This window comes from Micromonospora sp. NPDC023633 (assembly GCF_040640035.1).
Lineage (GTDB): Bacteria > Actinomycetota > Actinomycetes > Mycobacteriales > Micromonosporaceae > Micromonospora.
On sequence record NZ_JBFABB010000047.1, the window covers coordinates 23,915 to 50,081 of the forward strand.

31 protein-coding genes and 1 pseudogene are annotated in these 26,167 nt (G+C 74.0%); 13 read left to right on the plus strand and 19 right to left on the minus strand.

What is annotated here, in order from left to right:
* Positions 1-19: 19 nt before the first annotated feature.
* From AB0G13_RS16660 to AB0G13_RS16685, 6 genes are read left to right on the plus strand one after another with little or no spacing between them, the layout of a single operon-like run.
* A complete protein-coding gene (locus tag AB0G13_RS16660) occupies positions 20-1,030 on the plus strand; it encodes a sugar ABC transporter permease (protein WP_357874906.1) in 1,011 nt (336 codons plus the stop codon).
* The gene (locus AB0G13_RS16665; protein ID WP_357874909.1) at positions 1,027-1,860 is read left to right on the plus strand and encodes a carbohydrate ABC transporter permease; all 834 of its coding nucleotides are present in this window, start codon (positions 1,027-1,029) and stop codon (positions 1,858-1,860) included. The genes AB0G13_RS16660 and AB0G13_RS16665 overlap by 4 nt, the downstream gene beginning before the upstream one ends.
* A complete protein-coding gene (locus tag AB0G13_RS16670) occupies positions 1,857-3,227 on the plus strand; it encodes a GH1 family beta-glucosidase (protein ID WP_357874912.1) in 1,371 nt (456 codons plus the stop codon). Before AB0G13_RS16665 ends, AB0G13_RS16670 begins: the two co-directional genes overlap by 4 nt.
* 17 nt (positions 3,228-3,244) lie before the next feature.
* Positions 3,245-4,252, plus strand: a complete 1,008-nt coding sequence (locus tag AB0G13_RS16675; protein WP_357874915.1) for a LacI family DNA-binding transcriptional regulator — start codon at positions 3,245-3,247, stop codon at positions 4,250-4,252.
* Positions 4,253-4,307: 55 nt separating this feature from the next.
* Positions 4,308-4,721, plus strand: coding sequence for a RidA family protein (locus tag AB0G13_RS16680; protein WP_357874918.1), 414 nt, complete (start codon positions 4,308-4,310; stop codon positions 4,719-4,721).
* Between the two features lies 1 nt (position 4,722).
* Entirely contained in the window at positions 4,723-5,619 is an 897-nt protein-coding gene (locus AB0G13_RS16685; protein WP_357874921.1) for a GNAT family N-acetyltransferase, read from the plus strand.
* A 38-nt stretch (positions 5,620-5,657) separates the two neighbouring features.
* Here AB0G13_RS16685 and AB0G13_RS16690 read toward each other — a convergent pair whose 3' ends face one another.
* Both AB0G13_RS16690 and AB0G13_RS16695 read right to left on the minus strand, forming a co-directional pair.
* Positions 5,658-6,173 carry an O-acetyl-ADP-ribose deacetylase gene (locus tag AB0G13_RS16690; protein WP_357874924.1) on the minus strand — a complete coding sequence of 172 codons (516 nt, stop codon included), beginning with the start codon at positions 6,171-6,173 and terminating at the stop codon, positions 5,658-5,660.
* A 1-nt stretch (position 6,174) separates the two neighbouring features.
* Positions 6,175-6,966, minus strand: a complete 792-nt coding sequence (locus tag AB0G13_RS16695; RefSeq protein ID WP_357874927.1) for an EI24 domain-containing protein — start codon at positions 6,964-6,966, stop codon at positions 6,175-6,177.
* A 65-nt stretch (positions 6,967-7,031) separates the two neighbouring features.
* On the opposite strand from AB0G13_RS16695, the gene AB0G13_RS16700 reads away from it, so the two are divergent.
* On the plus strand, positions 7,032-8,081 hold the full coding sequence (locus AB0G13_RS16700) for a YafY family protein (protein ID WP_357874930.1): 1,050 nt from the start codon (positions 7,032-7,034) through the stop codon (positions 8,079-8,081).
* Here AB0G13_RS16700 and AB0G13_RS16705 read toward each other — a convergent pair.
* Positions 8,072-8,986, minus strand: coding sequence for an SDR family oxidoreductase (locus tag AB0G13_RS16705; protein WP_357874933.1), 915 nt, complete (start codon positions 8,984-8,986; stop codon positions 8,072-8,074). The genes AB0G13_RS16700 and AB0G13_RS16705 overlap by 10 nt on opposite strands.
* 76 nt (positions 8,987-9,062) lie before the next feature.
* Here AB0G13_RS16705 and AB0G13_RS16710 point away from each other — a divergent pair, with 76 nt between their 5' ends.
* On the plus strand, positions 9,063-9,758 hold the full coding sequence (locus AB0G13_RS16710; RefSeq protein WP_357874990.1) for a nucleotidyltransferase domain-containing protein: 696 nt from the start codon (positions 9,063-9,065) through the stop codon (positions 9,756-9,758).
* 78 nt (positions 9,759-9,836) lie between these two features.
* Here AB0G13_RS16710 and AB0G13_RS16715 read toward each other — a convergent pair whose 3' ends face one another.
* The 4 genes and pseudogenes from AB0G13_RS16715 to AB0G13_RS16730 form a co-directional block, all read right to left on the minus strand.
* Entirely contained in the window at positions 9,837-10,724 is an 888-nt protein-coding gene (locus AB0G13_RS16715; protein WP_357874936.1) for an alpha/beta hydrolase, read from the minus strand.
* Complete coding sequence (locus AB0G13_RS16720; RefSeq protein ID WP_357874939.1) at positions 10,721-11,035, minus strand: DUF2516 family protein; 315 nt, start codon at positions 11,033-11,035, stop codon at positions 10,721-10,723. Before AB0G13_RS16720 ends, AB0G13_RS16715 begins: the two co-directional genes overlap by 4 nt.
* 69 nt (positions 11,036-11,104) lie before the next feature.
* Positions 11,105-11,869 (minus strand): hypothetical protein, encoded by a 765-nt coding sequence (locus tag AB0G13_RS16725; protein ID WP_357874942.1) that lies wholly within the window; start codon positions 11,867-11,869, stop codon positions 11,105-11,107.
* 125 nt (positions 11,870-11,994) lie between these two features.
* A pseudogene (locus AB0G13_RS16730) lies at positions 11,995-12,489 on the minus strand (helix-turn-helix transcriptional regulator); the annotation flags it as partial.
* 357 nt (positions 12,490-12,846) lie between these two features.
* Here AB0G13_RS16730 and AB0G13_RS16735 point away from each other — a divergent pair.
* Complete coding sequence (locus AB0G13_RS16735; protein ID WP_357874945.1) at positions 12,847-13,644, plus strand: alpha/beta hydrolase; 798 nt, start codon at positions 12,847-12,849, stop codon at positions 13,642-13,644.
* Between the two features lie 72 nt (positions 13,645-13,716).
* Here AB0G13_RS16735 and AB0G13_RS16740 read toward each other — a convergent pair whose 3' ends face one another.
* The 4 genes from AB0G13_RS16740 to AB0G13_RS16755 form a co-directional block, all read right to left on the minus strand.
* Complete coding sequence (locus AB0G13_RS16740) at positions 13,717-14,676, minus strand: asparaginase (RefSeq protein WP_357874948.1); 960 nt, start codon at positions 14,674-14,676, stop codon at positions 13,717-13,719.
* 95 nt (positions 14,677-14,771) lie between these two features.
* Positions 14,772-15,614 carry a 3-keto-5-aminohexanoate cleavage protein gene (locus AB0G13_RS16745; protein ID WP_357874951.1) on the minus strand — a complete coding sequence of 281 codons (843 nt, stop codon included), beginning with the start codon at positions 15,612-15,614 and terminating at the stop codon, positions 14,772-14,774.
* 92 nt (positions 15,615-15,706) lie between these two features.
* The gene (locus AB0G13_RS16750; protein WP_357874954.1) at positions 15,707-16,819 is read right to left on the minus strand and encodes a folate-binding protein; all 1,113 of its coding nucleotides are present in this window, start codon (positions 16,817-16,819) and stop codon (positions 15,707-15,709) included.
* The gene (locus AB0G13_RS16755) at positions 16,816-17,244 is read right to left on the minus strand and encodes a Fur family transcriptional regulator (RefSeq protein ID WP_357874957.1); all 429 of its coding nucleotides are present in this window, start codon (positions 17,242-17,244) and stop codon (positions 16,816-16,818) included. Before AB0G13_RS16755 ends, AB0G13_RS16750 begins: the two co-directional genes overlap by 4 nt.
* A gap of 70 nt (positions 17,245-17,314) precedes the next feature.
* On the opposite strand from AB0G13_RS16755, the gene AB0G13_RS16760 reads away from it, so the two are divergent.
* Positions 17,315-18,163 (plus strand): aminotransferase class IV, encoded by an 849-nt coding sequence (locus AB0G13_RS16760; RefSeq protein ID WP_357874960.1) that lies wholly within the window; start codon positions 17,315-17,317, stop codon positions 18,161-18,163.
* Positions 18,164-18,178: 15 nt separating this feature from the next.
* On the opposite strand, the gene AB0G13_RS16765 is transcribed toward AB0G13_RS16760, so the two are convergent.
* Positions 18,179-18,772, minus strand: coding sequence for an FABP family protein (locus tag AB0G13_RS16765; protein WP_357874963.1), 594 nt, complete (start codon positions 18,770-18,772; stop codon positions 18,179-18,181).
* 98 nt (positions 18,773-18,870) lie between these two features.
* Complete coding sequence (gene mtfM, locus AB0G13_RS16770; protein WP_267897534.1) at positions 18,871-18,975, minus strand: small membrane protein MtfM; 105 nt, start codon at positions 18,973-18,975, stop codon at positions 18,871-18,873.
* 12 nt (positions 18,976-18,987) lie between these two features.
* Between mtfM and AB0G13_RS16775 the strand changes: the two genes are divergently transcribed.
* The 3 genes from AB0G13_RS16775 to AB0G13_RS16785 are packed head-to-tail and all read left to right on the plus strand — an operon-like array spanning position 18,988 to position 21,851.
* Entirely contained in the window at positions 18,988-19,362 is a 375-nt protein-coding gene (locus AB0G13_RS16775) for a DsrE family protein (RefSeq protein ID WP_357874966.1), read from the plus strand.
* Positions 19,363-19,416: 54 nt separating this feature from the next.
* Positions 19,417-19,797, plus strand: coding sequence for an SCP2 sterol-binding domain-containing protein (locus AB0G13_RS16780; protein ID WP_357874969.1), 381 nt, complete (start codon positions 19,417-19,419; stop codon positions 19,795-19,797).
* A complete protein-coding gene (locus tag AB0G13_RS16785; protein WP_357874973.1) occupies positions 19,794-21,851 on the plus strand; it encodes a glycogen debranching N-terminal domain-containing protein in 2,058 nt (685 codons plus the stop codon). The genes AB0G13_RS16780 and AB0G13_RS16785 overlap by 4 nt, the downstream gene beginning before the upstream one ends.
* Positions 21,852-21,859: 8 nt before the next feature.
* Here the strand turns inward: AB0G13_RS16785 and AB0G13_RS16790 are convergent, their stop codons facing one another.
* From AB0G13_RS16790 to AB0G13_RS16815, 6 genes are all read right to left on the minus strand, one after another.
* Complete coding sequence (locus AB0G13_RS16790; RefSeq protein ID WP_357874976.1) at positions 21,860-22,717, minus strand: hypothetical protein; 858 nt, start codon at positions 22,715-22,717, stop codon at positions 21,860-21,862.
* Positions 22,718-22,814: 97 nt separating this feature from the next.
* Positions 22,815-23,138 (minus strand): DUF1416 domain-containing protein, encoded by a 324-nt coding sequence (locus AB0G13_RS16795; protein ID WP_357874979.1) that lies wholly within the window; start codon positions 23,136-23,138, stop codon positions 22,815-22,817.
* Between the two features lie 3 nt (positions 23,139-23,141).
* Positions 23,142-23,990, minus strand: a complete 849-nt coding sequence (locus AB0G13_RS16800; RefSeq protein ID WP_357874982.1) for a sulfurtransferase — start codon at positions 23,988-23,990, stop codon at positions 23,142-23,144.
* A 204-nt stretch (positions 23,991-24,194) separates the two neighbouring features.
* Positions 24,195-24,272: an Ms5788A family Cys-rich leader peptide gene (locus AB0G13_RS16805; protein WP_311202345.1), complete on the minus strand. Its 78-nt coding sequence runs from the start codon at positions 24,270-24,272 to the stop codon at positions 24,195-24,197.
* A gap of 74 nt (positions 24,273-24,346) precedes the next feature.
* Positions 24,347-25,135, minus strand: coding sequence for a DUF2993 domain-containing protein (locus tag AB0G13_RS16810; protein ID WP_357874985.1), 789 nt, complete (start codon positions 25,133-25,135; stop codon positions 24,347-24,349).
* A gap of 82 nt (positions 25,136-25,217) precedes the next feature.
* Positions 25,218-26,167: hypothetical protein (locus AB0G13_RS16815; protein WP_357874988.1), on the minus strand; the 950-nt coding region annotated here is incomplete at its 5' end.

The window sequence follows — 26,167 nt, forward strand, 5'->3', positions numbered from 1 at the left end:
GGAAAGGAGTCCTCCGGGCATGACAGTCCAGCTCGACGCGCGCCCGCCGGTCGCACCGGCGCCCCGCACCGGCCGGCGTACACCGGCGATGCGGTTCAGCCGCCTCGACACGAAGTACTCGCCCTACCTGTTCATCGCCCCGTTCTTCGTGCTCTTCGGGGTGTTCGGGGCGTACCCGCTGATCTACACCTTCTGGGTCTCCCTGCACGACTGGGACCTGCTCGGCAGCAACCACCCGTTCGTCGGGCTGCAGAACTACAGCCAACTGCTGGCGGACGCCGACTTCTGGCACGCCGTCGTCAACACCCTCGGCATCTTCGTCATCTCCACCGTCCCGCAGCTGTTGGCCGCGCTCTGGCTGGCCAACCTGCTCAACCGGCAACTGCGGGCCCGGACCACGTTCCGGATGGCGGTGCTGATCCCGAACATCACCTCGACCGCCGCCGTCGCGATCGTCTTCGGGGTGCTCTTCGGCCGCGAGTTCGGCATGGTCAACTGGCTGCTCGACCTGGTCGGGATCGACGCGATCGAGTGGAAGTCGAACCGGTTCGCGTCCTGGGTGGCCATCTCCGCCATGGTCGACTGGCGGTGGACCGGCTACAACGCGCTGATCTTCCTGGCCGCGATGCAGGCCATCCCGCGCGACCTCTACGAGTCGGCCGCCATCGACGGGGCCGGCCGGGCCCGGCAGTTCTGGTCGATCACCGTGCCGCTGCTCAAGCCGACGATCATCTTCACCGTCATCATCTCCACCATCGGCGGGCTCCAGCTCTTCACCGAGCCCCGGCTGTTCCACTCCGGGACCAACCCGATCCGGGGCGGAACGCTGCGGGAGTCGCAGACCGTGACCATGTACATGTTCGAGAACGCCTTCGCGCCCCACTACAACTTCGGGTACGGCTCGGCCGTGGCGTGGCTGCTCTTCGCGCTGATCGCGGTCGTCGCGGCGATCAACGTGCTGCTCCTGCGCCGGCTCGGCGGCGCGAAGCCCCCGAAGGAGGACGCGAAGTCGAAGGAGGGAGCGCGATGACCCGCCTCTGGGCCGCCAGCCGGCTCACCTACGCCGCGCTGATCGCCGCCGGGATCCTGTCGATCTTCCCGATCTACTGGATGTTCGTGGTGGCGAGCCGCTCCAACGACGCGATGGGCCAGCTGCCGCCCCCGGTCACCCCCGGCGGCAACTTCGGCGCGAACGTGTCCCGGCTGCTGAGCAACACCGACGCGTACTTCGTCGCCGGCCTGGTCAACTCGGCGATCGTGGCGACCACGGTCACCGTCTCGGTGGTCTTCTTCTCCACGCTGGCCGGGTTCGCCTTCGCCAAGTTGCGGTTCCGGGGGCGCAACGCCCTGCTCATGGTGATCATCGCGACGATGATGGTGCCCACCCAGCTCGGCGTCATCCCGCTCTACCTGCTGATGACGAAGCTGAACTGGAACGACCGGCTGCCGGCGGTGATCGTGCCGGCCCTGGTCACCGGCTTCGGGGTGTTCATGATGCGGCAGTACGCGGGCCAGGCGGTCAGCAACGAGCTGATCGAGGCGGCCCGGGTCGACGGGTGCAACACCGCGCGGATCTACTGGAACGTCGTACTGCCGGCGCTGCGCCCGGCCGCCGCCGTGCTGGGGCTGCTCACGTTCATGACCACCTGGAACGACTTCCTCTGGCCGTACGCTGTCCTCAACGATCCGGAGAACCCGACCGTGCAGCTGGCCCTGCGCACCCTGTCCGACGGGTACTACACGGACATGTCCCAGGTGTTCACGGGAACGGCCATCGCCACCCTCCCGCTGTTGCTGGTCTTCGTCCTGTTCGGCCGCCAGATCATCGGCGGCATCATGGAAGGTGCGGTCAAGGCGTGAGCACTCTGCGATTCCCCGACAACTTCGTCTGGGGTGCGGCCACCGCCGCGTACCAGATCGAGGGCGCGGCCACCGACGACGGTCGCGGCCCGTCGATCTGGGACACCTTCAGCCGTACGCCGGGCAAGGTCCACCACGGCCACACCGGCGACGTGGCCTGCGACCACTACCACCGGTACGCCGACGACGTGGCGCTGATGGCGGAGCTGGGGCTGCGGGCGTACCGCTTCTCGGTGGCCTGGCCCCGGATCCAGCCGGACGGCACCGGCCCGGTCAACCCGCGCGGCCTGGACTTCTACGACCGGCTGACCGACGCGCTGCTGGCCCGGGGCATCGACCCGATCGTCACGCTCTACCACTGGGACCTGCCGCAGGCCCTCCAGGACCGGGGCGGCTGGACCAACCGGGAGACCGCGGAGCACTTCGCCACGTACGCCACGGCGGTGCACACCCGCCTCGGCGACCGGATCCGCACCTGGACCACCCTCAACGAGCCGTGGTGCTCGGCCTACCTCGGCTACGGCAACGGGGTGCACGCCCCCGGCGAGCAGGACCCGGGTGCGGCCTTCGCCGCCGTACACCACCTGCTGCTCGCACACGGCCTGGCGGCCCGCGCGCTGCGCGCGGCCGGCGCGCAGACCGTCGGGATCACGGTCAACCCGGCCGACGTGCGCGCGGCCGACCCGGAAAGCGCGGCCGACGCGGCGGCGGTCCGCCTGGTCGACGGCCTGCACAACCGGATCTTCCTCGACCCCCTGCTGCGGGCGGCCTACCCCGACGACGTGCTGGAGCACGTGGCCCGCATCGTCGAGCCGACGTTCGTCCGGGACGGCGACGAGAAGCTGATCGCCGCCCCGATCGACCTGCTCGGCGTCAACTACTACGCCCCCACCTACGTCGCCGGCCGACCGGACGGCGCGGGCGGCGGCGCCTACCCGGGCACCGACGGCGCGGTGGAGTTCCTCCCGCCGACCGGGCCGCTGACGGACATGGGCTGGATGATCGAGCCGGCCGGGCTGACCCGGCTGCTGGAACGGATCGCCACGGACTACCCCGGCGTGCCGCTGATGGTCACCGAGAACGGCGCGGCGTTCCCCGACAAGGCCGACGCCGACGGCGCCGGGCAGGTGGTGGACGCGGACCGCATCGCCTACCTCGACGGGCACCTGCGCGCCGCGCACGAGGCGATCGCCCGGGGAGTGGACCTGCGGGGCTATCTCGTATGGTCGTTGTTGGACAACTTCGAGTGGGCCGAGGGCTACCGTCGACGGTTCGGGATCATCCACGTCGACTACCTGACGCAGCGACGCACACCGAAGTCCAGCGCCCGGTGGTACCAGGAGGTGATCTCCCGGAACGGGCTGTGACGAGGGTGGTAACGGGGATGACGACGGCGCAGCGGCCGACACTGGAGGCGGTGGCCCGGCGGGCGGGTGTCTCGCGGGCAACCGTGTCGCGGGTGGTGAACGGCTCCAAGACGGTCGCCGAGCCGATCCAGGAGGCGGTCCGCCGGGCGGTTGCCGAGCTGGGGTACGTGCCGAACCTGGCCGCCCGCAGCCTGGTCACCCAGCGGACCGACTCGATCGCCCTCGTGCTTCCGGAGGCCGCCACCCGCGTCTTCTCCGACGACCAGGTCTTCCCCGGGATCATCCGGGGCGCGGCGCAGGAGCTGGAGGCGGCCGACAAGCAGCTCGTGCTGATGCTGGCCGGCTCGCCCGCCGGGCACGACCGGGTCGAGCGCTACACGACCGGGCGGCACGTCGACGGGGTCCTCTTCGCCTCGCTGCACGGCGAGGACCCGCTGCCCGGCCGGCTCGCCCGGCTGGGCATCCCGGTCGTGTGCAGCGGTCGCCCGCTCGACGGCGCCGACGTGCCCTACGTCGACGTCGACCACGTCGGCGGGGTGACCACGGCGGTGCGGCACCTGGTGGCCACCGGTCGCCGCCGGATCGCCACCATCGCCGGCCCGCAGGACATGGTGGCCGGCATCGAGCGGCTCGCCGGCTACCGGAACACGGTCGCCGAGGCCGGCCTGCCGGAGCTGGTGGCGACCGGCGACTTCACCCGCGAGTCCGGGGCGACGGCGATGCGGCAGCTCCTCGCCGAGCACCCCGACCTGGACGCGGTCTTCGCCGCCTCCGACCTGATGGCGCACGCCGCCCTGCGGGCGCTGCGCGAGGCGGGGCGACGGGTGCCGGACGACGTGGCGGTGATCGGCTTCGACGACATCGAGACGGCGGCCTACACCGAGCCGCCGCTGACCACCGTCCGCCAGCCCATCGTGCAGCTGGGCCGGCAGATGACCCGGCTGCTGCTGCGGCTGGCCGCCGGCGAGGCGATCGAGCCGGCCGTGGTGCTCCCCACCGAACTGGTGATCCGCGAGTCGGCCTGACCGGTCGGCGAATATCCGGTCGAGTCGCCCGGGGCCCGGCGGTAGCGTCGCCGCCGTGACCCCACCAACCCAGCTGGTCCGCGTACCCGCCCTCTCCGACGTCGCCGAGTACGCGTACGCGGCCACGGTCGAGCCGCCGGCCCGGCTCATCCACACCGCCGGCGCCTGCCCGCTCGACGCCGAGGGACGGACCGTCGCGCCCGGCGACCCGGTGGGCCAGGCCCGGCAGGTGATGGCCAACCTGGAGACCGCCCTCGCGGCGGCCGGGGCCCGACTCACCGACGTCGTCAAGACCACCGTGTACGTGGCGTCGTCCCGCCAGGCCGACCTCGTGGCGGTGTGGGAGGTGGTCCGGGACGCGTTCGGCGACCACGAGCCGCCCAGCACCCTGCTCGGGGTGGCCGTGCTCGGCTACGACGACCAACTCGTCGAGGTCGAGGCCGTCGCCGCCGTACGCGAGGAGGACTGACGTGCGGATCCGGACCGCCCGCCCCGACGACGCGCCCGCCGTGGTGGCGATGCGCGCGATCGTGCACCCCTACCTGGTACGCGGCGTCGAGTCGACCCGGCAGATGATCGCCCAGCCCCCGCCCGGGGAGGACTGGACCGCGTACGTCGCCGAGGTCGACGACACCGTGGTCGGCTGGGTGTCGGCGTACCGCAACGACCGGACCTCGGAGCCCGACGTCGGCGAGATCTCCACGCTGCACGTCCACCCGGAGCACCGGGGCCGGGGCGCCGGCACCGCGCTGCTGGCCGCCGCGCTGGGGCACCTGCGCGAGATCGGGGCGCGCCGGGTGCGCACCTGGGCGCTGCCGGAGTCGCTGCCGTTCGCCCGCCGGCACGGGTTCACGCCGAGCCGGGAGCTGCGCTACTCGGCCCTCGACCTGCGGCCGGCCCCGCCGATGCCGGAGCCGCCGCCGGGCGTACGGCTGCTTCCGCTGACCGACGTCGACCCACGTCGGGTCTACCTCGCCGAGGTGGCGGCGGCGGCCGACGAGCCGGAGGACGTGCCCGGCGACTCGATCAGCTACGAGAGCTGGCGCTACGAGGTCTGGGACAACCTGGGCCTGGACCGCGCGGCCAGCACTGCGGCGGAGGCCGGCGGCGAGGTGGTGGCCTTCAGCCTCGTCAAGCGGGACGGCGACCGGATGTGGTCGGACTACACCGGCACGGTGCCGGCGCACCGGGGGCGTGGGCTCGCGCGCCTGGTCAAGGCGGCGGCGCTGCACCGCGCCGCCGCCAACGGCGTACGCGTCGCCTACACCTCGAACGACGAGGCGAACGCGCCGATGCTGGCGGTCAACGTCCGGCTCGGCTACCGCCCGGTCGGATCGAGCTGGTCCTGCCTGCGCGAGCTGTCCTGACGACGGTCCCGGTCGGCGGACCACGCGGCGGCGCGGCGTCAGCCGGCGTCGTACACCCGTTGCGCGACCGCCCGGGTGTCGGCGCCGAAGAGCACCAGCCGGGCCTCGGTGACGTGCGCCGGGGTGGCCGACCGGAGCACCGACAGGGCCTGCCGGACGGCATCCTCGACCGGCCAGCCGTAGACGCCGGCCGAGACCAGCGGGAAAGCCACGGTGGCCGCGCTCAGCTCGTCGGCGATCCGCAGGCTGTTCGCGTAGCAGTCGCGCAGCAGCGCCGAGCGGTCCTCGGCGGCCGACCAGACCGGCCCGACCGTGTGCACCACCCAGCGCGCCGGCAGGTTCCCCGCGGTGGTCGCCACCGCCTGACCGGTCGGCAGGCCGCGGCCGTACCGGGAGGCGCGCAGCGCCCGGCACTCGTCGAGGATGGCCGGACCGCCCCGCCGGTGGATGGCGCCGTCCACTCCCCCGCCGCCGAGCAGCGACGAGTTGGCGGCGTTGACGATGACGTCCACCCGCTGGGTCGTAATGTCCCCCTCGACCAGGGTGATCTCCACGTCAGCCCTCCACCGTGGACTGGCCGAGCGACCGGCGGGCCAGCAGGGTCGCCCCGGCGACGGCGGCCGGCATGACGAGCACCGCGCCGAGCGGGATCAGGAAGCAGACGAAGACCGCCACCCCGAAGCCGAGCGTGGTCGGCCGGTCCGCCTTGAGGTGTGCCCGCCGGTCCGGCAGCCGCATCCCGCGCCGGTAGAAGGGGGCCCCCACCAGCTCCACGGCGAGCAGCCAGCCGCCGACCGCCGCCCCGATCACCGGTACCACGGTCTGACCGACCACCGGGATGAAGCCGGCGGCGAAGAGCGGGATGCCGAAGAGGATCGACAGGCCCACCAGCCGCAGCGAGTCGGCGACGCTGCGCCGCAGCGACGACCAGAACGGCACGTCGACCGCGCCGGGCGTACCGCCGAGGCGCTCCTCGACCCGTTCCGAGATCTTCTCGTAGAACGGGTCGCCGATGACCAGGGTGACGGCGGTGAAGCTGACCACCGCGAGCAGGCCCCCGAGGCCGAGGAAGGCCAGCCCGGCGACCACCCGGACGAGGCTGCGCGAGGTGGTCGACCAGTCGTCGGCGAACGGGGTGACCAGCGCGGCCAGGTCCTCGACGAAGTACGCCAGGGTGGCGAACGCGGTCACGAAGATCGCGCCCGAGATCAACGCCGGAATGACGCCGAGCAGCATCAGCCCGGGGCTGCGGACGTAGAGACCGAGGCCGCGCAGGAGCAGGCCCACGCCGGTGAAGAACCGGCCGGCGGCGCCGGTCACGGGCGCGGCGATGCGGGGTGCGTTCACGACCGCAGAGCCTAGTGGGCACGGCCGGCCTGCGCCGGCGAGCGGGCGCCGGGCAGGATGGACGGGTGCGGGCGGCCCGGTTGATCTCGTTGGTTCTGCTGCTCCAGGCGCGGGAGACGATGACCGCGGCGGAGCTGGCGCGGGAGCTGGAGGTCTCCGAGCGGACCGTCTACCGGGACGTGCTGGCGCTCTCCGCCGCCGGGGTGCCGGTCTACGCCGACCGGGGTCGCGCCGGCGGCTACCGGCTGCTCGGCGGCTACCGGACCCGGCTGACCGGGCTGACCCGGGACGAGGCGGAGGCGCTCTTCCTGGCCGGGCTGCCCGGACCGGCGGGCGACATGGGGCTCGCCGACGCGGTGGCCTCGGCCGAGCTGAAGGTGCTGGCCGCGCTGCCGCCCACGCTCCGGGACGCCCCGGCCCGCACCGGACAGCGGTTCCACCTGGACGTGCCGGGCTGGTTCCGGGAGGTGGGGCCGCCGCCGTGGCTGACCGAACTGGCCGGCGCGGTCTGGCGCGACCGGGTGGTCGAGCTGCGCTACCGGCGCGGCGACCGCGAGGTGACGCGCACCGTGCGGCCGTACGGGCTGGTGCTCAAGAACGGCGTCTGGTACCTGGTGGGCCGGGTCGGCGACAACGTGCGCACCTACCGGGTGGACCGGGTCACGGGCGTCCAGCTGGGCCCGGAGACCTTCGACCGGGACGAGGACTTCGACCTGGCCGGGCACTGGCGGGAGCAGGCCGAGGCGTTCCACCGGGGCGTGCTGCGGGAGCGGGCCACCGTCCGGCTCAGCCCCGCCGGCCTGCGCCAGCTCCGGCACCTGGCGGACGCCCCCTTCGCGTACGACGAGGCGGTCGCCGCCGCCGACGGCCCCGACGGGCAGGGCTGGTTTTTGACCCGGCTGCCCGTCGAGTCCGTCGACGTCGCGTACCACCAGTTGCTCGGGCTGGGCCCGGAGGTGGAGGTGCTCGACCCGCCGGAGCTGCGGGCACGGCTGGCCGAGGCGGCCGAGCGGATGGCCCGCCGCTACGCCGGGCCGCAGCCCGGGCGCGAGCGCGAGCGCGAGCCGCAGCCCCAGCCCGCGCCCGCGCCGGGCCCCGGGTCGGGTCAGCGGTAGCCGGTGTCGTCGGCCGGCAGGCCTGGCTCCACCACCTCCGTGTTGTAGCGCGCCCAGTGCGGCCGGGTGCCGTCCAGGTCCGTGAAGCCGTACACCTGGGCCAGCCCGCCGCTGTCGAGCGACTCGCCGTTCCAGCGGGCCCGGTCCGGGTCGGCGGCCAGGGCGGCCACCGCGCGCCCCACGAAGGCCGGCGTCTCCGACATGACGAAGTGCGGTTCCTTGGCCGCGCCGTCGCGCCAGTTCTCCTCGGTGACGCCGTAGTGCTCCAGCATCGCCTCGGACCGCAGCCAGCCCGGGGTGAGCGCGACGGCGGTGCAGCCGTGCGGCTTCAGCTCGTGCGCCCAGCAGAAGGCGAGCCGGTTCACGGAGACCTTGGCCAGGTCGTAGAAGACCGAGAGGCGGTAGTTGGCGTCGTTGTGCTCCCGCGTGCCGTCGCCGATCTCCACCACCAGACCGCCGGGTCGGCGGATCAGCAACGGCAGCGCGAAGTGGCTGGTGACGATGTGCGTGTCGATCGCCAGGCGCAGGCTGCGGAAGCCGGCCTCAAGCGGCTGCTCCCAGACCGGCTTCTCCCAGGTGGTCAGGGGGTCGCCGCCCCAGATGTCGTTGACCAGCACGTCGAGGCGGCCCTGCTCGGCGTCGATCCGGGCGACCAGGTCGCGGACCTGCTCGGGAACGAGGTGGTCGACCCGTGCCGCGATGCCGGTGCCGCCGGCGGCGGTGACCAGCTCGGCGGTCTCCTCGATGGTCTCCGGGCGGTCCATCTCCGAGCGGCCGGCCCGGCTGCTGCGGCCGGTGGCGTAGACCGTGGCGCCGGCGGCGCCGAGCTGGACCGCGATCTGCCGGCCGGCACCCCGTGTCGCCCCGGCGACGAGCGCGATCTTCCCTGTCAGCGGTTTCGTCATGCGGCGAGCCTGTCAGCGAAACCTGACAGCCGAAGTCCGGTTTCGCGAAGCCGTGTCGTCCGTCATGCTCGCCGGCATGCACCTGCTGCTCTCCGGGATCGTCGGCTCGGTCGCGTATGGGCTGGCCGGGCCGGGCTCCGACGTCGACCGGATCGGCGTCTTCGCCGCGCCCACCGTCGCGTTCCACGGCCTGCGCCCGCCCCGCGAGTCGGTGGTGACCACCGACCCCGACATCACCCTGCACGAGGCGGCGAAGTGGTGCCGCCTGGCGTTGAGCGGCAACCCGACCGCCACCGAGCTGGCCTGGTTGCCGGAGGACTGCTACGAGACCCGGACGGAGTTCGGCGACCGCCTGGTCGCCATCCGCTCGGCGTTCCTCAGCGCGCCCCGCGTCCGCGACGCCTACCTGGGCTACGCCGGCCAGCAGTTCCGCAAGCTGGAGTCCCGGGGCGACGGCACGTTCTCCGCCGACACCCGGCGGCGCACGGCCAAGCACGCCCGGCACCTGGCCCGGCTGGTGCACCAGGGCCGGCTGCTCTACGCCACCGGCGTGCTGGAGATCCGGCTCGCCGACCCGGAGTGGTTCCGCGGCTTCGGCGAGCGGGTGGCCGACGGCGCGTTGGACGAGGCACGGGCGCTGATCGCCGAGGCGGAACGGGACTTCGACCGCGTCCGTACCCCGCTGCCGCAGCGCCCCGACGAACCGACCGTGGAACGCTGGCTGCTCGACGTGCGCGCCGCCCACCTGCCGCCGCGGTCGGCCACCCGCTGAGCCGCGGCCGTCGGGATGGCGGACGGCGGCGGGGGTCCACCCGGCGCCGACGGTCCGGCGGGCCCGCCGCCCGGCGCGTCACCCGTTGAGGAAGGCGGATATCCGGCTTCGCAGGTCGGCGCGTTCCGTCCAGAGGACGCCGGGCCGGTCGTACACGTGCAGGGTGGCCCGGGGCAGCGCGGCCGCGAGCTGCTCGGCGACCTCGGCCGGGTGCAGGTCGTCGCCAGCGCAACCGATCACCAGGGCCGGCGCGGTGACCGCGGCCAGCGAAGCGGCGTCGTGCAGCGGCGCCTGCTCGGGCAGGCCCGCCAGCCCGGGGGCGAGCCCGTCGCGCAGGAGCTGGTCGAGGCGCTGGCGCAGGTAGGCCCAGCCAGCCGGGGTGTTGCGTACGGCCGGCGGCAGCTCGGCCTGGACCACGTCGGCCACGGCGGAGGCGTCGCCGCTCTCCACGGCCTCGAACAGCGCGGTCAGCCAGGCCCGGGCGGCCTCGCCGCGCGGCCGGTCGAGCGCTGCGGGCAGGAAGATGACCAGCCGCTCGAAGCGTTCCGGGCTCTCGGCGAGCAGCCGGCAGAGCGCGCCGGCGCCGAGGCTGGCGCCGAAGGCCCGGGTGGCGCCGCCGAGGTCGGCGACCGCGCGCAGGTCGCGGGCGAGGTCGAGATAGCTCCAGGGGCCGGGCGGCGCGTCGGAGCGGCCGTGCCCGCGGAACTGGAAGAACAGCTTGCGGCCCGTCACCCCGCTGCCGAACGGGCGCGTGGTGGCGATGCCGTTGCCCAGCCCGTGGGCGAAGACCGTGACCGGGTCACCCGTGCCGGTGACGAGCTGCTCCAGGCATACGCCGTGCGGCGTGGCGACCAGTTCGGTGTCCGGCTCCGGCAGGGCCGGTCGGCCGGTACGCGGGGCGCCCGGGCCGGGACCCCAGGTGCGGGGCCCGCCGTCCGGCGGCGGCGGCCAGCGAAAACTTCTCACCAGAACCCTTTGCCGTCGCTCAGGTCGCGCAGCCCCACCCGCACGTCGAGCAGGTAGATCAGGCCGGCGGCGATGCCGACGAGCCCGAAGAGACTGATCGGGCCGAAGCCGAGCAGGGTCAGCGCCAGGCAGACGGCGAGGATGGCGATCCAGCCGCCCTTGGGCAGGGTGCCGATGGCGGAGAAGGCGTCGGAACGCTGGGTGATGGCGTGCACCAGGGCGATGCCCTGCACGATCAACGCGAAGACGAGCAGGATCAGCTCGATCACGTAGCGAACATCGAAGGCGAAGAGCGGCGCGGCGTAGGCCATGTCGGCAAGCTTATGCCGGTGACCCCGGATACGTCCGACAGGACGCATCCGGGGTCACGGCGGAACGAACTACTCGGCGGCCGGGCGGGTCCGCTTGGTGGCCCGGGGCAGCTTCGCCGACGGGGTGGCAGCCGGCTTGGCGGCCCGGGTGGCCCGCGTCGCCTTCTTCGCGGCGGCCGGCTTGGCCTCCAGCACCTCGGCCACGTCGGCCGGGGTCGGCACCTCGCCGGTCACGGCCGGGGTCGGCACCTCGCCGGTCACGGCCGGGGTCGGCACGCTGGCCGGCTTCGCGACGGCCTCGGCCGGCTCGGTCTCGGCCTCGGTCGCCTCGATGTCGGCGTTCACGGTCTCGGCGGCCTCCAGCACGCCGGCCCCGACGACCCGCTCACCCCGGGCGACCAGGGCGACGTACGCGGCCTGCGCCCGCTCCTGTGCGGCCTGGGCGCCGGCGACCACCACGGCGGCGTTGCGGGTCGCCATCGCACGGAGCCGGTCCAGGTCCGCCACCTCGCGCAGCTTGTCCAGGTCGGCGGCCTCGCGCAGCTTGTTCAGGTCGGCGGCCTCGCGGAGGCGCTTCAGGTCCAGCTCGGTCGGGACGGCCTTCTCGCGCAGGCTGCCGGCGGTCAGGTTCGCCGTGCGCAGCGTGTCGTTGGCCTTCTGGCGCAGCTCGACGCCGGTGACGACGGCCTTGCCACCCAGGTCGGCGACGACCTTGGTGCCGAGGTCGGTCACCACGGCGGGGAGCTTGCGCAGCTGCTGAAGGGCGAGCTCGCCAGCGCCGGCGGCGGCGTAGATCGGGGCCGGGATGCGGCTGGTCTTCGGCTGGGACATCACTTCTCCTCTTCGGCCGCGTCGGCGGCCTTCCGGACCGCGTCGCGGGCGGCCTTCTTCTCGGGGGTGTCGGTCGGAGCGGGGGCGGAGCCGGCCTCGGTGACGGCGACCGACTCCAGAACGGCCTCGGTCGGGGTGCCCTCCGGCGTGGTGGGGCCCGTGGCGGCGAGGTTGGCCAGGTCGGGCGCCGCCGCGACGGGATCCGGCGTACCCACGCCGGGGGTGACGTCGGAGCCGGCGGCGGGCGTCGCGCCGGTGGCCGTCGCGGTCGCCTCGGCGAGCCGCGCGTTCTCCCGGCGGAACGTCTCGTAGATCTGGGTGAGCGACTGCTTCTGCGCCATCGTCAGGTCGGGGTCGACGGAGATGGCCGCGAGCACGCCCTGGCCCTCCTTGTCGTCGAGCAGCCCGGCCCGCAGGTACATCGCCGGGGTGGAGACCCGCAGCGCGCTGGCGAGCTGCTGGAGCACCTCCGCGCTCGGCTTGCGCAGGCCGCGCTCGATCTGACTGAGGTACGGGTTGCTGACCCCCGCCTGCTCGGCGAGCTGCCGGAGCGAGATCTTCGCGTTGCGGCGCAGATCGCGGATGAACCCGCCGACGTCGGGAAGGTCCTTACCAGTGGCCATGACCCGTACGCTAACGCGCCCCGCTAGCTCCTGCAAGCAAAGTGCTAACCAGAGTTAGCGAAGTCTCATCCGCGTCCACCCCGGGATCAGGAGTTCGTGCGTCCGAGCCCGTCACGCGTGGCCCGGCGGCACCGGTCTGGACGGCGAGCAGGAGACCTCAGCCGCAGCCTCATCAGCCGGTCGCGGGCCGCCTGAGGGCTGGACCGCGCACCCCGCACCTGGTCCGACAAACACCGCCCGGCGGCGCCGCGGATCGCGCACCGCCACTTCGAGGCCCGGCGAGGCCGCCGCCGGGAGGGCGCTTCGCATCTCCGCCGGGTGGTTGCATCCCGCGTCGCCTGTGCGTACCTTTCCGCAGTGACCAAGATCAAGGTGAACGGCGCCCTGCTCGCGTACGACGACACCGGCAGCGGCACGCCCGTCGTCCTGCTGCACGCGGGCATCGCGGACCGCCGGATGTGGCGGGAGCAGGTCGGCCCGCTGGCCGCCCGGCACCGGGTGATCGCCCTCGACCTGCGCGGCTACGGGGACTCCGAGCTGCCGCCGGCCCCGTTCGCCCACCACGACGACGTGGCCGGGCTGCTCGACGCGCTCGACATCCCCCGGGCCGCCCTGGTCGGCTGCTCGTTCGGCGGCGCCGTCGCCATCGACACCGCGCTGGCCCACCCGGAGCGGGTGACCGCGCTCGCCCTCCTCGGCACCGCCGCCTCCGGCCACGAATGGTCGGAGGAGGCGAACGACCTCTGGGACAGCCTGGTCGGCGAGGTCGACCCGGAGGACTTCGCCGCCAGCGCCGCCGGTGAGGTGCGGTTCTGGGTGGTCGGCCCGGGCCGCGAGCCCGGCGACGTCGACCCGGAACTGCTCGCCTTCGCCCGCGAGCTGGACCAGCGGGCGCTTGCCGCCGAGTTGGCGCTCAGCGCGGTCGACGTCGCCGAACTCGACCCGCCGGCGATCGGACGCCTCGGCGAGCTGCGGATGCCCGTCCTGGTCGGTGCCGGCGGCGCGGACGTGCCCGACATCAGCCGGCTCGCCGACCGGATCGCGGCCGAGGCGCCCCACGCGATCCGCCTGCCCGACGTGCCGGACGCCGGCCACCTGCTGCCGCTGGAGCGGCCCGCCCCGGTCAACGCCGCCCTGCTCGACTTCCTCCCCTGACGTCCCGCCGCCCGACGCCCGGCCGACCGGACACCACCGGATCCTCGGGCGTCGGGCGGCCGGGCGGGGCGGCTACCAGAGGGAGCGGACGGCGCCGACCGGCAGGCCCCCGCCGAAGAGCGGCAGCTCGGCGTACTCGGCCAGCACCGGGGCCGCCACCCCGAGCCGGCGCAGGGCGGAGACCAGCACCGGCATCCGGGCGCGGCCCGCGCCGTCGTCGATCTTGAGGGCGACCGCCCCCACCCCGGGCACCGCCACGGCGAGGACCCCCTCGGCGCCCACCTTGGCGAGCAGCCCGGGGACGCCGCGCATGAGGCGGGTGTCCTCGGCCCGGGTGCCACCGACGATCTCCGGGTGCGCGCGCATCGCGTCGGCCACCGTCCGCGGCACGGAGCCCAGCTCCGCCGAGACCAGCCGGAGGTACGCCCCGGCCAGCCCGGTCAGCGACACCGCGAGCACCGGGGCGCCGCAGCCGTCCACCCCGACCGCCGCGGCCGGCTCGCCGGTGAACTCCTCCACCGCGTCCCGCAGCCGCTGCTGCAACGGGTGCTCCGGACGCCAGTAGCCGTCGAGCGGCCAGCCGGCGGCCAGGCAGGTCAGCAGCATCCCGCTGTGCTTGCCGGAGCAGTTCATCTGCGTCCGGGTGGGGCCGCCGCCGGCCCGCAGCACGGCCGCCCGCGCCTCGTCGCCCACGGGCAGGTCCGGCGGGCAGTGCAGGGCCGACTCGTCCAGCCCGGCGCGGGCCAGCAGCGCGCCGACCCGGGCCAGGTGGAAGTCCTCTCCGGCGTGGCTGGCCGAGACCAGCGCGACGTCGGCGGGGTCGGCCAGCGCCAGCCCGGCACGGAGCATCCCGACCGCCTGCATCGGCTTGTTGGACGAGCGCGGGAAGACCGGGGAGGTCACGTCCCCGGCGCCGGCCACCGTCGCGCCGGCGGCGTCGAGCACCACCACCGAACCCCGGTGCACGCCCTCGACGAACCCCGACCGGACCACCTCGGCGAGCGGCGCGCCGCCCTCGTACGTCTTTCCCACAGGGTGGACGGTACCGGCACCACCGGCCGCGCCCGGCGGGCGGGTGAGCAGGCCGTCGACGATCCCGTGTACAGCAGCGCCGCCCCGGCCGCCGCTTACCGTCCGAGGGCCGGCACGCCGAGCAGCGCGCGCGCCTCGGCGGTGGTCAGCGGCGGCCGCTGGGCGAGCTGGGCGAAGCCGACCGCGCGGGCGACGAGCTGCATGTTGGACTCCACCGGACGCCCCTTGGCGTAGGTGACCGTGTCCTCCATGCCGACCCGCAGGTGCCCGCCGGCCGAGAGCGAGGCCAGCATGACCGGGATGGTGCTGCGGCCGATACCGGTGGCCGAGAAGGTGGTGCCCTCGGGCAGGTCACGCAGCGCCTGGTGGGCGGCGACCAGCGCCGGGGTGGTGCCCGGCATGCCGCCCGGCACGCCCATCACGAAGTCGACGTGCACGTGCCCGCCGGCCGGCAGGCCGTACTTGCCGAGCAGCCGTTGCAGGGCGGTCAGGTGGCCGAGGTCGAAGATCTCGTACTCGGGCACGATGCCGCGCTCCTGCATCCGGGTGTGCAGGTCGACGATGAACTCCCAGCGGTTGAGGAAGACGTCGTCCCCGAAGTTGAGCGTGCCCATGGTGCAGGAGGCCATGTCCGGCCCGGCGTCGAGCACCGCGAGCCGGTCGGCCTCCGGGTCGGTCACCGCACCGCCCGAGGAGAGCTGCACGATCAGGTCGGTGCTCTCCCGCAGCGCCACCACGGTCTCCCGCAGCCGCCCCTGGTCCAGGGTGGGCTTCGCCTCGTCGTCGCGGATGTGGACGTGGATCACGGCGGCGCCGAGCGCCTCGCACTCCTTGGCGGTGAGCAGCAGCTCGTCGAGCGTCACCGGCAGGGCCGGCACCTCGGCCTTGGCCGACTCCGCGCCGGTGGGGGCAACCGTGATCAACGTCCCTGTCGTCATGCCCGGATCCTAGACCGAGGTCAGCGAGCCAGTCGACCGGAACTTTTCCGGCCTCGGGGCCGCGAAGCAGAGATTCTTTCGCTGGCGGACGGTCAGGCCGGATCGATCGCGGCGGCGGTCTCCCCCACCATGAGGCGGGCGTCGTCGGCGACGTTGCGCTTGACCACGGCCAGGGCGACCTGACCCAGCTCGTGGTGGTGCACGGCCGTGCCGACGAAGCCGACCGCCCGGCCGTCGAGGGTCACCGGCGTGCCGGCGACCGGCGGCTGGTCGGTGGTCACCCCGTCCAGGTGCAGGAGTACGAGCCGACGCGGCGGGCGGCCCATGTTGTGCACCCGGGCGACGGTCTCCTGGCCCCGGTAGCAGCCCTTGTCCAGGTGGACGGCCGGGGCGACCAGGTCCACCTCGGCCGGGATGGTCCGGTGGTCGGTGTCCACCCCGACCCGGGCCCGCCGGGCGGCCACCCGCACCGCCTCGTACGCCCACAGCCCGGCGACCGGCACCCCGTTGCCCCGCAGCTGGGTGACCACCTGCTCCATCGCGGCCCGGGGCACCAGCAGGTCCACGCCCAGCGGGCCCCGACGGGCCCAGCCGCCCACGGGCAGCGGGCGCACGTCGTACAGCGCGGTCGGCCGGGGCGGCTGCTCGCCGGAGCGGAACTTCGGACCCGGCACCGCGACCACGTCGGGCGCGGCCAGCCCCGTCACGCCGAGCGTCTCCACCGCGGCGGGGGCCTCCGGCCCGACCAGGGAGAGCAGCGCACGCTCGGCGGTCACGTCGCGCGGCTCGACCTTGCTGAAGAACCGCATCCGCTCCAGGTACGACAGCAGCCCCGCGGTGGCGCCCGGCTCGGTGTCGAGCCAGGTGGTGATGCCGTCCTCGGCGACCATGGCGTGCTGCTCGACGTGCCCGTGCGGGGAGAGCACCAGCAGCTCGGTGCCCTGGCCCGCGCCGAGCTGCGCCAGGTGCTGGCTGGTGAGGGTGTGCAGCCAGGCGATCCGTTCCTCGCCCGGCACCGCGACGACCCCCCGGTGCGACCGGTCGACCAGGCCGACCGCCGTGTCGAGGGTGCGCTGCTCGCGCATCGGGTCGCCGTAGTGCGCCGCCACACCCCGCACGCCGGCCGCCGCGTGCGCCGGCTCGGGCTGGTCCCGGCTGGCCTCGTCGATGCTCTCGACGCTCACCGCGCTCGCGATGTCGATCATTTCCGGTCCCCGTTCTCGCAGCGGACGCAGACACCGAAGAACGAGACGTGGCCGATGTCCACCCGGAACCCGCGCTGGCTCGCCAACTCGTCGGCCAACGGGCGCAGCAGCTCCGGATCGATCTCGTCGATCGCGCCGCAGTCCCGGCAGACAAGGTGGACGTGCTGGTCCTCGCCGGCCGCGTGATAGGTCGGCGAGCCGTGCGAGAGGTGGGTGTGGGTGACCAGGCCGAGCCGTTCCAGCAGCTCCAGCGTGCGGTAGATGGTGGTGATGTTGACCCCTGCGGCGACCTCCCGGACGGCTGTGTGCACCTGCTCCGGGGTGGCGTGCCCCAGGTCCAGCACAGCCTGGAGGATCAACTGCCGTTGCGCCGTCAGCCGTAGCCCACGGGCGCGGAGCATTTCCGCAAGGGAGGATTCGGACACCGTCCGATCATAGTTCGCTCCGCCGCGCCCGCCGCCGGTGTCGACCCGTCCGCCGCTAGGCTCGGCGGTCGTGGTGGCGTCGAGGATCGCCGTACCGGGGCGCGGGCTGGTGCCGCCCGGGGAACCGGTGCTGCGCGGCGACGACCGGGGCGTGCTGCACGGCGACGGGCTCTTCGAGACGATGCACCTGCGCGACGGGCGGCCGTGGCTGCGCGACGCGCACCTGGCCCGGCTGGCCCGGGCGGCGGCGGCCGTCGACCTGGCGCTGCCCGCCGCCGAGGTGCTGGTCGAGCTGCTGGACGCCGTCCGCGCCGGCTGGCCCGCCGGGGTGGAGGGGGCGCTGCGGCTGGTCTGCACCCGGGGCCCGGAGGGCGGCGGCCCGCCCACCGCCTACGCCACGCTGGCCGAGGTGCCGGCGGCCACCCGGGCGGCCCGCCGGGACGGTGTCACCGTGGCCACCCTGCCGCTCGGCGTCGCGGCGCGGACCCGCGCCGGGCTCGACTGGCTGCCGGCCGGGATCAAGTCCACCTCGTACGCGGTGAGCACCGCCGCCCGCCGCTGGGCCGCCCGTGCCGGCGTGGACGACGCGCTCTGGGTCTCCTCCGACGGGTACGCGCTGGAGGGGCCCACGGCCAACCTGGTGTGGCTGACCGGTGACACCCTCTGCACGGTGCCCGCCGCCGAGACCGGCATCCTGCCCGGGGTGACCGCCGCCTGGCTCCTCGCGCACGCCCACGAGCTGGGCCTGCGCGCCGAGGAGCGCCTGGTCACCCCGGCCGGGCTGCGTACCGCCGACGGCGTCTGGCTCAGCTCGTCCGTCCGCGGCCTCGCGGAGATCCGGGCCCTGGACGGCGTCCCGCTGCGGCGCTGCGCGCGCTCGCCCGCCCTCCAGGCGCTCCTGGCCTTCCCTCTCCCCTGACCCCGGGAGGGAGCCTCAGCCGGCCACCCGGGTGAGGCGCGCGGAGAGGTGCGGGGAGAGCGGGTGGCCGAGGGCCGCCATCTCCTGGGCGTAGAGCAGGGCGCCCTCGACGATGCCGAAGAGGCGGTGACCGGCGGTGACCTCCTTGGCGGTCGACGTGCGGACCACCGCGTCGGTGACGAACTCGATCTGGGTGCCCTTGCGCTTGCCGATGTGCAGCTCCATCACCCCGGTGGGCACGGTCATCAGCGCTTCCAGCTCGTCGGTGGCCCGGTCGCCGTCCATCACCGGCCGCCACCAGCCGACCTCGCGACCCGCCGGGCGGACCGGGCGGCTCTGCTCGTCGAGGAGCCAGGCGCGCGACTCGTAGAACAGGAACGGCCGGCCGTCGTGGCTGATCCGGATCTCCTGCGCGAAGTCGAAGTCCTCGATGGTGGGGAAGCCGCCCCGCCCCCGGCCGCGCCACACCCCCACGTACGGCAGCAGGCCGTCCAGCGTGGGGTGCAGCTTCGGGCCGACGCGCAGGTCGTGGCTCTCCTCGTACGGGTACGGGTCGACCGGCGGCGCGTTCAGCCACGGCGGCGGCTGCAGGGGGTTCTCGTCGCTCACCGGTTCACTCCGCCTCTCCCCGCTGGCGGCCACGACAGCTCACCAAGCCACCTTCGTTCGCGACTGCGGGGCTCGCAGACCCGGCTCACTCCTCGCGCTCACCAGCGTCCTCTCGATATGCGTACGGCCAGGTAGACCAGGCCACCGGCGAGCGCGCCCAGGCCGGCGACCAGCAGGCTGACGAACCCGATCTCGGTAACCATCGCGACCATCCTATGCTGGGCCCCATGGACCGCTCTCTCGTCGTCAAGGCCACCGCCGGCGCGGACGCCCCGGAGCGGTGCGCCCAGGCCTTCACCGTCGCCGCCACCGCGGCCGCCGCCGGGGTGCACGTGTCGCTCTGGCTGACCGGGGAGTCCACCTGGTTCGCGCTGCCCGGCCGGGCGCAGGAGTTCGAGCTGCCGCACTCGGCCCCGCTGGCCGAACTGCTGCACGTGATCCTCACCACCGGCACGGTGACCGCCTGCACCCAGTGCGCCGCCCGGCGGGAGATCGGCCCGGACGACGTGCTGCCAGGCGTCCGCATCGCCGGCGCCGCGGTCTTCGTCGAGGAGGCGATGGCCGAGGGGGCCCAGGCCCTGGTCTACTGACGGCCGCCCGCCGATACCGACCCGGCAGGTCGGGCAGATGCCTACGATTCGGGTGTGACCGAGGCGACGGAGCGGTTCTTCGAATCACTGCCGGCGCGCGCCCCGCATGTGCTGCTCAGTCCGGTCAGCGGGACCATGCAGATCGACCTCTCGCGCGGCACCCGGACGGTGCACTGGCTGGTCCACCTTCGACCGGGCGCGATCGAGGTGAGCCGCAACCGGGGGCCCGCCGACGCGATCTGGTACACCAGCGAGGAGCTGTTCGACAGGCTCGTCACCGGCCGGGCCCAGGCGATCTCGTCGGTGCTGCGCAACGAGAGCAGCTTCAGCGGTGACGTCGTGCTCTTCCTGCTGTTCCGCCGGTTCTTCCCCGACCCGCCCGGCACCCGGGACCCCCGCCAGGTCGCGCGCGAACAGGTCGGGCGGCTGCGGTGAAGCAACTGGTCAGCATCCTGGACGGCAACACCTTCCTGGTCAGCGACAACCGCGGCGACATCGAGCCGTCCCTCGACTTTCCGACCGGGCTCTTCTCGTTCGACACCCGTCACCTCTCCACCTGGCTGCTGACCCTCGACGGCGAGCGGCTGCACGCCCTCTCGGTGGACACCGCGGAGTCCTTCCGCACCCGGTTCTTCCTCGTCCCCGGCGAGCCGACGCACTACCTGGACGCGAAGGTCTCGCTGATCCGCAGCCGGGCGATCGGCGGCAGCTTCGTGGAGGAGCTGACCCTGCTGAACCATTCCGGAGAGGAGATGGAGTTCGTCGTCCACCTCGACATGGCCGCCGACTTCGCGGACCTGTTCGAGATCAAGCACGTCCGGCACAAGCAGGGCCACACCAGCGCCACCGTCGGCGACGACGAACTGCGTCTGGCCTACCGCCGGGAGGGGTTCCACCGCGAGACGGTCATCAGCACCAGCGCGCCCGCCCACGTCGAGGTCTCCGGCATGACCTACCGGATCCGGGTCGGCCCGCGCGGCGAGTGGACGACCCGACTGCACGTGTCGACCGTCGTCTACGGTGCGCGCGGCGAGGACATCCGGGCCAACCTCCCGCGGTACGGGGGCAGTCGCAACCCGGACGCGATCCGGGCCGAGCACGCCGAACTGGTCGCCCGGGCACCGAAGCTCGGCTGCGACTGCCAGCCGCTGGCCGGGGCGTACCGGCAGAGCCTGCACGACCTGGCGGCGCTGCGCTACGAGTCGATCACCCTCGGCGTACGCCTGGTGGCCGCCGGCCTGCCGTGGTTCATGACCCTGTTCGGCCGGGACAGCATCATCACCTCGCTCCAGGCGGTGCCCTTCCTGCCGGAGCTGATCCCGCCGACCCTCATGATGCTGGCCGGCCTGCAGGGGCACCGGACCGACGACTTCCGCGACGAGGAGCCGGGCAAGATCCTGCACGAGCTGCGCTACGGCGAGACGGCGGGCTTCGAGGAGCAGCCCCACTCGCCGTACTACGGCTCGGCAGACTCGACGCCGCTGTTCGTCATCCTGCTCGACGAGTACGAGCGGTGGACCGGCAACGACAAGCTGGTGCGGGGACTGGAGGCCCCGGCCCGGGCCGCCCTGGCCTGGATCGACACGTACGGGGACCTGCTCGGCACCGGCTACCTCTGGTACCAGACCCGCAACCCGGACACCGGGTTGGCGAACCAGTGCTGGAAGGACTCCTGGGACGCGATCTCGTACCGCGACGGCCGGTTCCCCGGCTTCCCCCGCGCCACCTGCGAACTCCAGGGCTACGCGTACGACGCGAAGGTCCGCGGCGCCCGGCTGGCCCGGGAGTTCTGGGGCGACCCCGCGTACGCCGACCGGCTGGAGCGGGAGGCGGCCGAGCTGAAGATGCGGTTCAACCGAGACTTCTGGATTCCGGAGCAGGAGTACTACGCGCTCGCCCTGGACGCCGACGGCCGGCAGGTGGACGCCCTCACCTCCAACATCGGGCACCTGCTGTGGAGCGGCATCGTGGACGAGACGCGGGCCGGTCGGGTCGCCGAGCACCTGCTGGGGCCGCGACTCTTCAGCGGTTGGGGCGTCCGCACGCTCGCCAACGACCAGGGGCGCTACAACCCCGTCGGCTACCACGTCGGCACGGTGTGGCCGTTCGACAACTCGATCATCGCCTGGGGACTGTGGCGGTACGGCTTCCGCCGGGAGGCCGGGCAGATCTGCGACGCGATGCTGGCCGCGTCCCGCTTCTTCGGCGGACGGCTGCCGGAGGCCTTCGCCGGCTACGAGCGGACCCTCACCGACTACCCGGTGGAGTACCCCACCGCGTGCAGCCCGCAGGCCTGGTCGGCGGGCACGCCGCTGCTGCTGCTGCGGGTGATCCTGGGGCTGGAGCCACAGGGCGACCACCTGATCATCGACCCCGCCGTGCCCGAGGGCATGGGACGGATCGAGCTGCTCGACATCCCCGGCCGCTGGGGCCACGTCGACGCCCTCGGCCGCAGTCGCAGCCCGCACGACCACCCGCGCGGTCACTGACCGTCGGGTCAGGCCGGGCAGCCGGTGTTGACCGTGACGACGACCTGGTCGCCCGAGAGATCGGCGACGACCATCGCGGCGCCGTGCCGGTAGGCGTACGCCTGCGCGGTGTTCAGCATCGGAAGACGGGCGACGGGGGCGAGCGCGTCGGCCGGGGACGGCGGGGCCGGGACGCCGGCGGAGCGGGCGGTGCGGGCGGTGCCGCGGGTGGGGCAGGGGGCGACGACCAGCTCGGGGGTCGACCCGGGCGGGCCGCCGAGCGCCCGCAGCGCCGCGGCCAGGGCCTGGGTCTCCTCGTCGTCGGCGCCGACCGCCGGTGCGGCGTAGCCGTCGCCGACCGGCCGGCACCCCGTGTCGACGGTCAGCCGGACGAGGCCGTCCGCCTCGACCTCGCCGGAGACGGTGACGAACTCGCCCGCGTCGGCGCGCAGCCGGGGGCCGTCCTCCGACGTCACCCGGACGCCGGCCCGCCAGCTCTCGGGAAGCCGGTCGGCGACCCGCTGCAGCAGCGACCGCTCCAGGCCCACGGGGACGAACACGTCCACCCCGCGGGTCAGGGTGGCACCGTCGGCGAACGGGGTGACCCGGCAGCCCCGCTCGATCTCGGGCGGGGTCAGCACGGCCGTGTCGCCGGCCGCCACGACCAGTGCGCCGGCCGCGCGGTCGACGACGGGGCCGGCCTCGGTAAGGCTGCGCTGCTCGCGGACGGTCGGCGGGTCGTCCCGCACCGAGACCCAGGTCAGCGCCGCCAGCAGCACCGCCCACGCCACCGTGGCGGCGAGCAGCCAACGCCACCACCGCCGGGAGGGCGTCGGCTGGCCGGGTCCGGTGGGCGGGGCCTGCCCCGCCGCTTGCACGCCGTTCACGGGGCCATGGTGTCACGCCGGTCAGCCACGCCCGGAGACGGTCGTGGCCCGCCACCTGCGAAGGGGACGGGCCACGGGCCGATCAGAGCGTGGGGGGTCAGGAGGCGACCGTGACGGTGACCTCGTTGATGCCCCGGGCGGCGGTCACGGCGGTGTCGCCGTTGCCGTGCCGGGAGAGCGCCCGCAGGGTCCAGGCACCCGGCGCGGCGAAGAACCGGAACTGGCCGGCCGGCGAGGTCACCACCTCGGCGGTGAACTCACCGGTCGAGTCGAGCAGCCGGACGTACGCACCCGGGACGGCCTCGCCCGCGTCGGACCGGACGACGCCGGTGATCACGGTCTCCTTCTCCAGGTCCAGGCTCGCGGGCAGCGGGGCGGCCTGGTCGGGAGCGGCGCAACTGGCAGCGGTGGTTGCGGTCATGACTCAGGCCTCCCCGGGCTCGTCGCCGAGCGCGACCGGCACGCCGACCAGCGAGCCGTACTCGGTCCAGGATCCGTCGTAGTTCTTCACGTTGCGGTGACCGAGCAGCTCCTGGAGCACGAACCAGGAGTGCGAGGAGCGCTCGCCGATCCGGCAGTACGCGATGGTCTCGCGGCTGTCGTCCAGCCCGGCGTCGGCGTAGATCTTGCGCAGCTCGTCGTCGGACTTGAAGGTGCCGTCCTCGTTGGCCGCCTTGGACCACGGCACGCTGATCGCCGTGGGGATGTGCCCGGCCCGCTGCGCCTGCTCCTGCGGCAGGTGGGCGGGGGCGAGCAGCCGGCCGGCGAACTCGTCGGGGCTGCGCACGTCCACCAGGTTCTTGGTGCCGATGGCGGCCACGACCTCGTCGCGGAAGGCGCGGATCGAGGTGTCCGGCTCCTGCGCCACGTACTGCGTCGCGGGGCGGGTCACCGCGTCGGTGACCAGCGGACGGGCGTCGAGCTCCCACTTCTTGCGACCGCCGTCGAGCAGCTTCACGTCGCGGTGGCCGTAGAGCTTGAAGTACCAGTACGCGTACGCGGCGAACCAGTTGTTGTTGCCGCCGTAGAGGATCACGGTGTCGTCGTTGCTGATGCCCCGCTCGGAGAGCAGCGCCTCGAACTGGCTCTTGTTGACGAAGTCCCGGCGCACCTGGTCCTGGAGGTCGGTCTTCCAGTCCAGCTTGATCGCGCCGGCGATGTGGCCGGTGTCGTAGGCCGAGGTGTCCTCGTCGACCTCGACGAAGACGACGCCCGGGGCGTCGAGGTTCTTCTCGGCCCATTCGGCCGAGACGAGTGCGGTGTCGCGACTCATCAGATCACTCCCTGGTGAGGATGAATGGTGAACCAGCACGAGGGCATCGAAAGTCGTGACGATCGCACCACGCGCAGGATCCACCGTATGGACGGATCACGGGTTCGTGCGACGGCGCCGCTGCCGGGCGTTGAAAGGGAGCACGGGGGAAGAAAGAGCCCCTGCGTGCCGATGGCCGCTAGGCGGCCGAGGACAGCCCCGCCGTCAGATGACGGGGCGACACAGGCAGGTGGCCACGCGGCACAGGTCGACCGCGCGCCGTTTGGTGAGGAGCGTCCCCATGAGCAGGGAGCCTACCAGCCGGGCGCTGGGACACCACCGGGCCGACCAGCATCCGGGACGCCCGGGCCGGCGGATCAGCCGGCGGCGGAGTTGATCGGCACGTTCCTGGCGTCGGCGGTGACGGCCAGCCCCTCGGGCAGCGGCCGGACCTCCCGGACGGCGAGCTGGAACGGCAGCTCGGGCAGGGGCACGTCGATGGAGATGCTGCGGGCGTAGTTGCTCAACAGCGTCCGGGCCAGCGGCAGGTTCGGCAGGCCGTCGGCGTTCAGGTCGTTGAAGCGCAGCGACACCTGCCCCTCCTTGCCGACCGCGATGTCGGCGGTGCCGGTCACGGTGAGCCGCTGGCCGAGGATGTCGACCGGGGCGGTGACGGCCAGCCGGCCGTTCTGCTCGCCGAGGGTCAGCCCCGGCCGGTCGAGCAGCTTGGCGAGGCTGTCGTAGCTGATGGTGCCCGTTCCGTCGACCGTCTCGGCGACCACGTCACCCTGCCCCGAACGGATGGTGTCGAGCGAGGCGCGCACGTTCCGGGCGTCCACGTCGAGCTTCGGCAGCGCGACCGCGTCGCCCCGGACCGAGCCCTGCACGTCGCGCAGCGCGATGGAGATGCGCTCGTAGCGGCCGTCGAGCACCTGGGTGAGGAACGGGACCCCGCCGACCTCCACCTCCGGCGGCGAGGACTGCGCCCCCTGCTTGGCGATCTCCTGCCGGACCTGGTCGGCGATGGCCCGCTCGGCCACCCCGACCGCGACCCGGTCGGCCACCACGATCAGGCCGCCCAGGACCAGCAGCAGCACGACGAGGGTGATGAGCACCTTGCGCCCGCGTCGCCGGGGCCGCTCCTCGTACGTGTCGTCGTGGGCCACGCCGCCTCCTGTCGTCAGTGCCGAGGGTGCCGCGAAGCGGCCCACCGGTGGTACCCGAACTCCGAAAACCTCAATCGCCCCGTCAGAGCACGAGCTTGCACATGGCGTACGCGGCCGGCGCGGCCAGGGCGAAGCCGCCGAGCGGCCCCTGCATGTGCCGGGCCACCCACATGGTCGGCGGCTCCCCCGCCATCAGCCGGCCCGCCTCGGCGTAGCCGACGGCGAGGTCGGCCAGCACGGCGGCGACCGCCGCGACCAGCCCGATGACCGCGGCCCGGGTCGGGGTGAAGGGCGTCACCAGGTAGCTGCCGAGGACGGCGCTGACCAGCGTGCCGGCCATCGCGCCGACGACCACGCCGGCCGCGCCCCGGGGCACTTGGGGGGCCAGTCGCGGCCACGGCGCCACCGCGTCGGTCAGCCGGGCGACGGTGAGCGCGACCGCGCTCGCGGTCAGGCACACCGTGATGGCCTGGGTGCCCGCCGGGATCCGGCTGAGCACGATCAGGGTGGCGAAGGCGACGACGCCGACCACGATCAGCAGAGTGCTGCCGAGCGAGTCGGTCACCCGCACCCGGTCGACCCGCCGGACGAGCTGGCCGAGCACCCCGAGGGCGAAACCACCCGCCGCGACGTAGCCCAGCGGCGCCAGGCCGGCGACGTCCGTCTGCACGGCCGCGGTGTCGGCCGCCGCCGCGGCGCCCACGCTGACCAGGGCGACCAGCAGCACCGCGGGCGGCCGCATGGCCATCGTCCAGGCCAGCACGAAGAGCAGCTGCACGCCGAAGATGATGAACGCGAAGGGCAGCCGGTGGCCCGGGCCGGAGGTCTGCGCCCCGAGCACCAGGCCCACCCCGAGCAGGACGGCGAACCCGGCGACGGTCAGCGCGAGCGGGCGGCGCACCTCGACCGGCTCGATCGGCTCCTCGTCCGGCTCGTCGTCCGGCTCGTCGTCGGGCCGGCGGGCCGGCTCACCGGGCCGCCGGGCGCGGCGCGGCCCGCTGCGCTCCCGGCGCTCGCCGTCGTCGTCGGGGG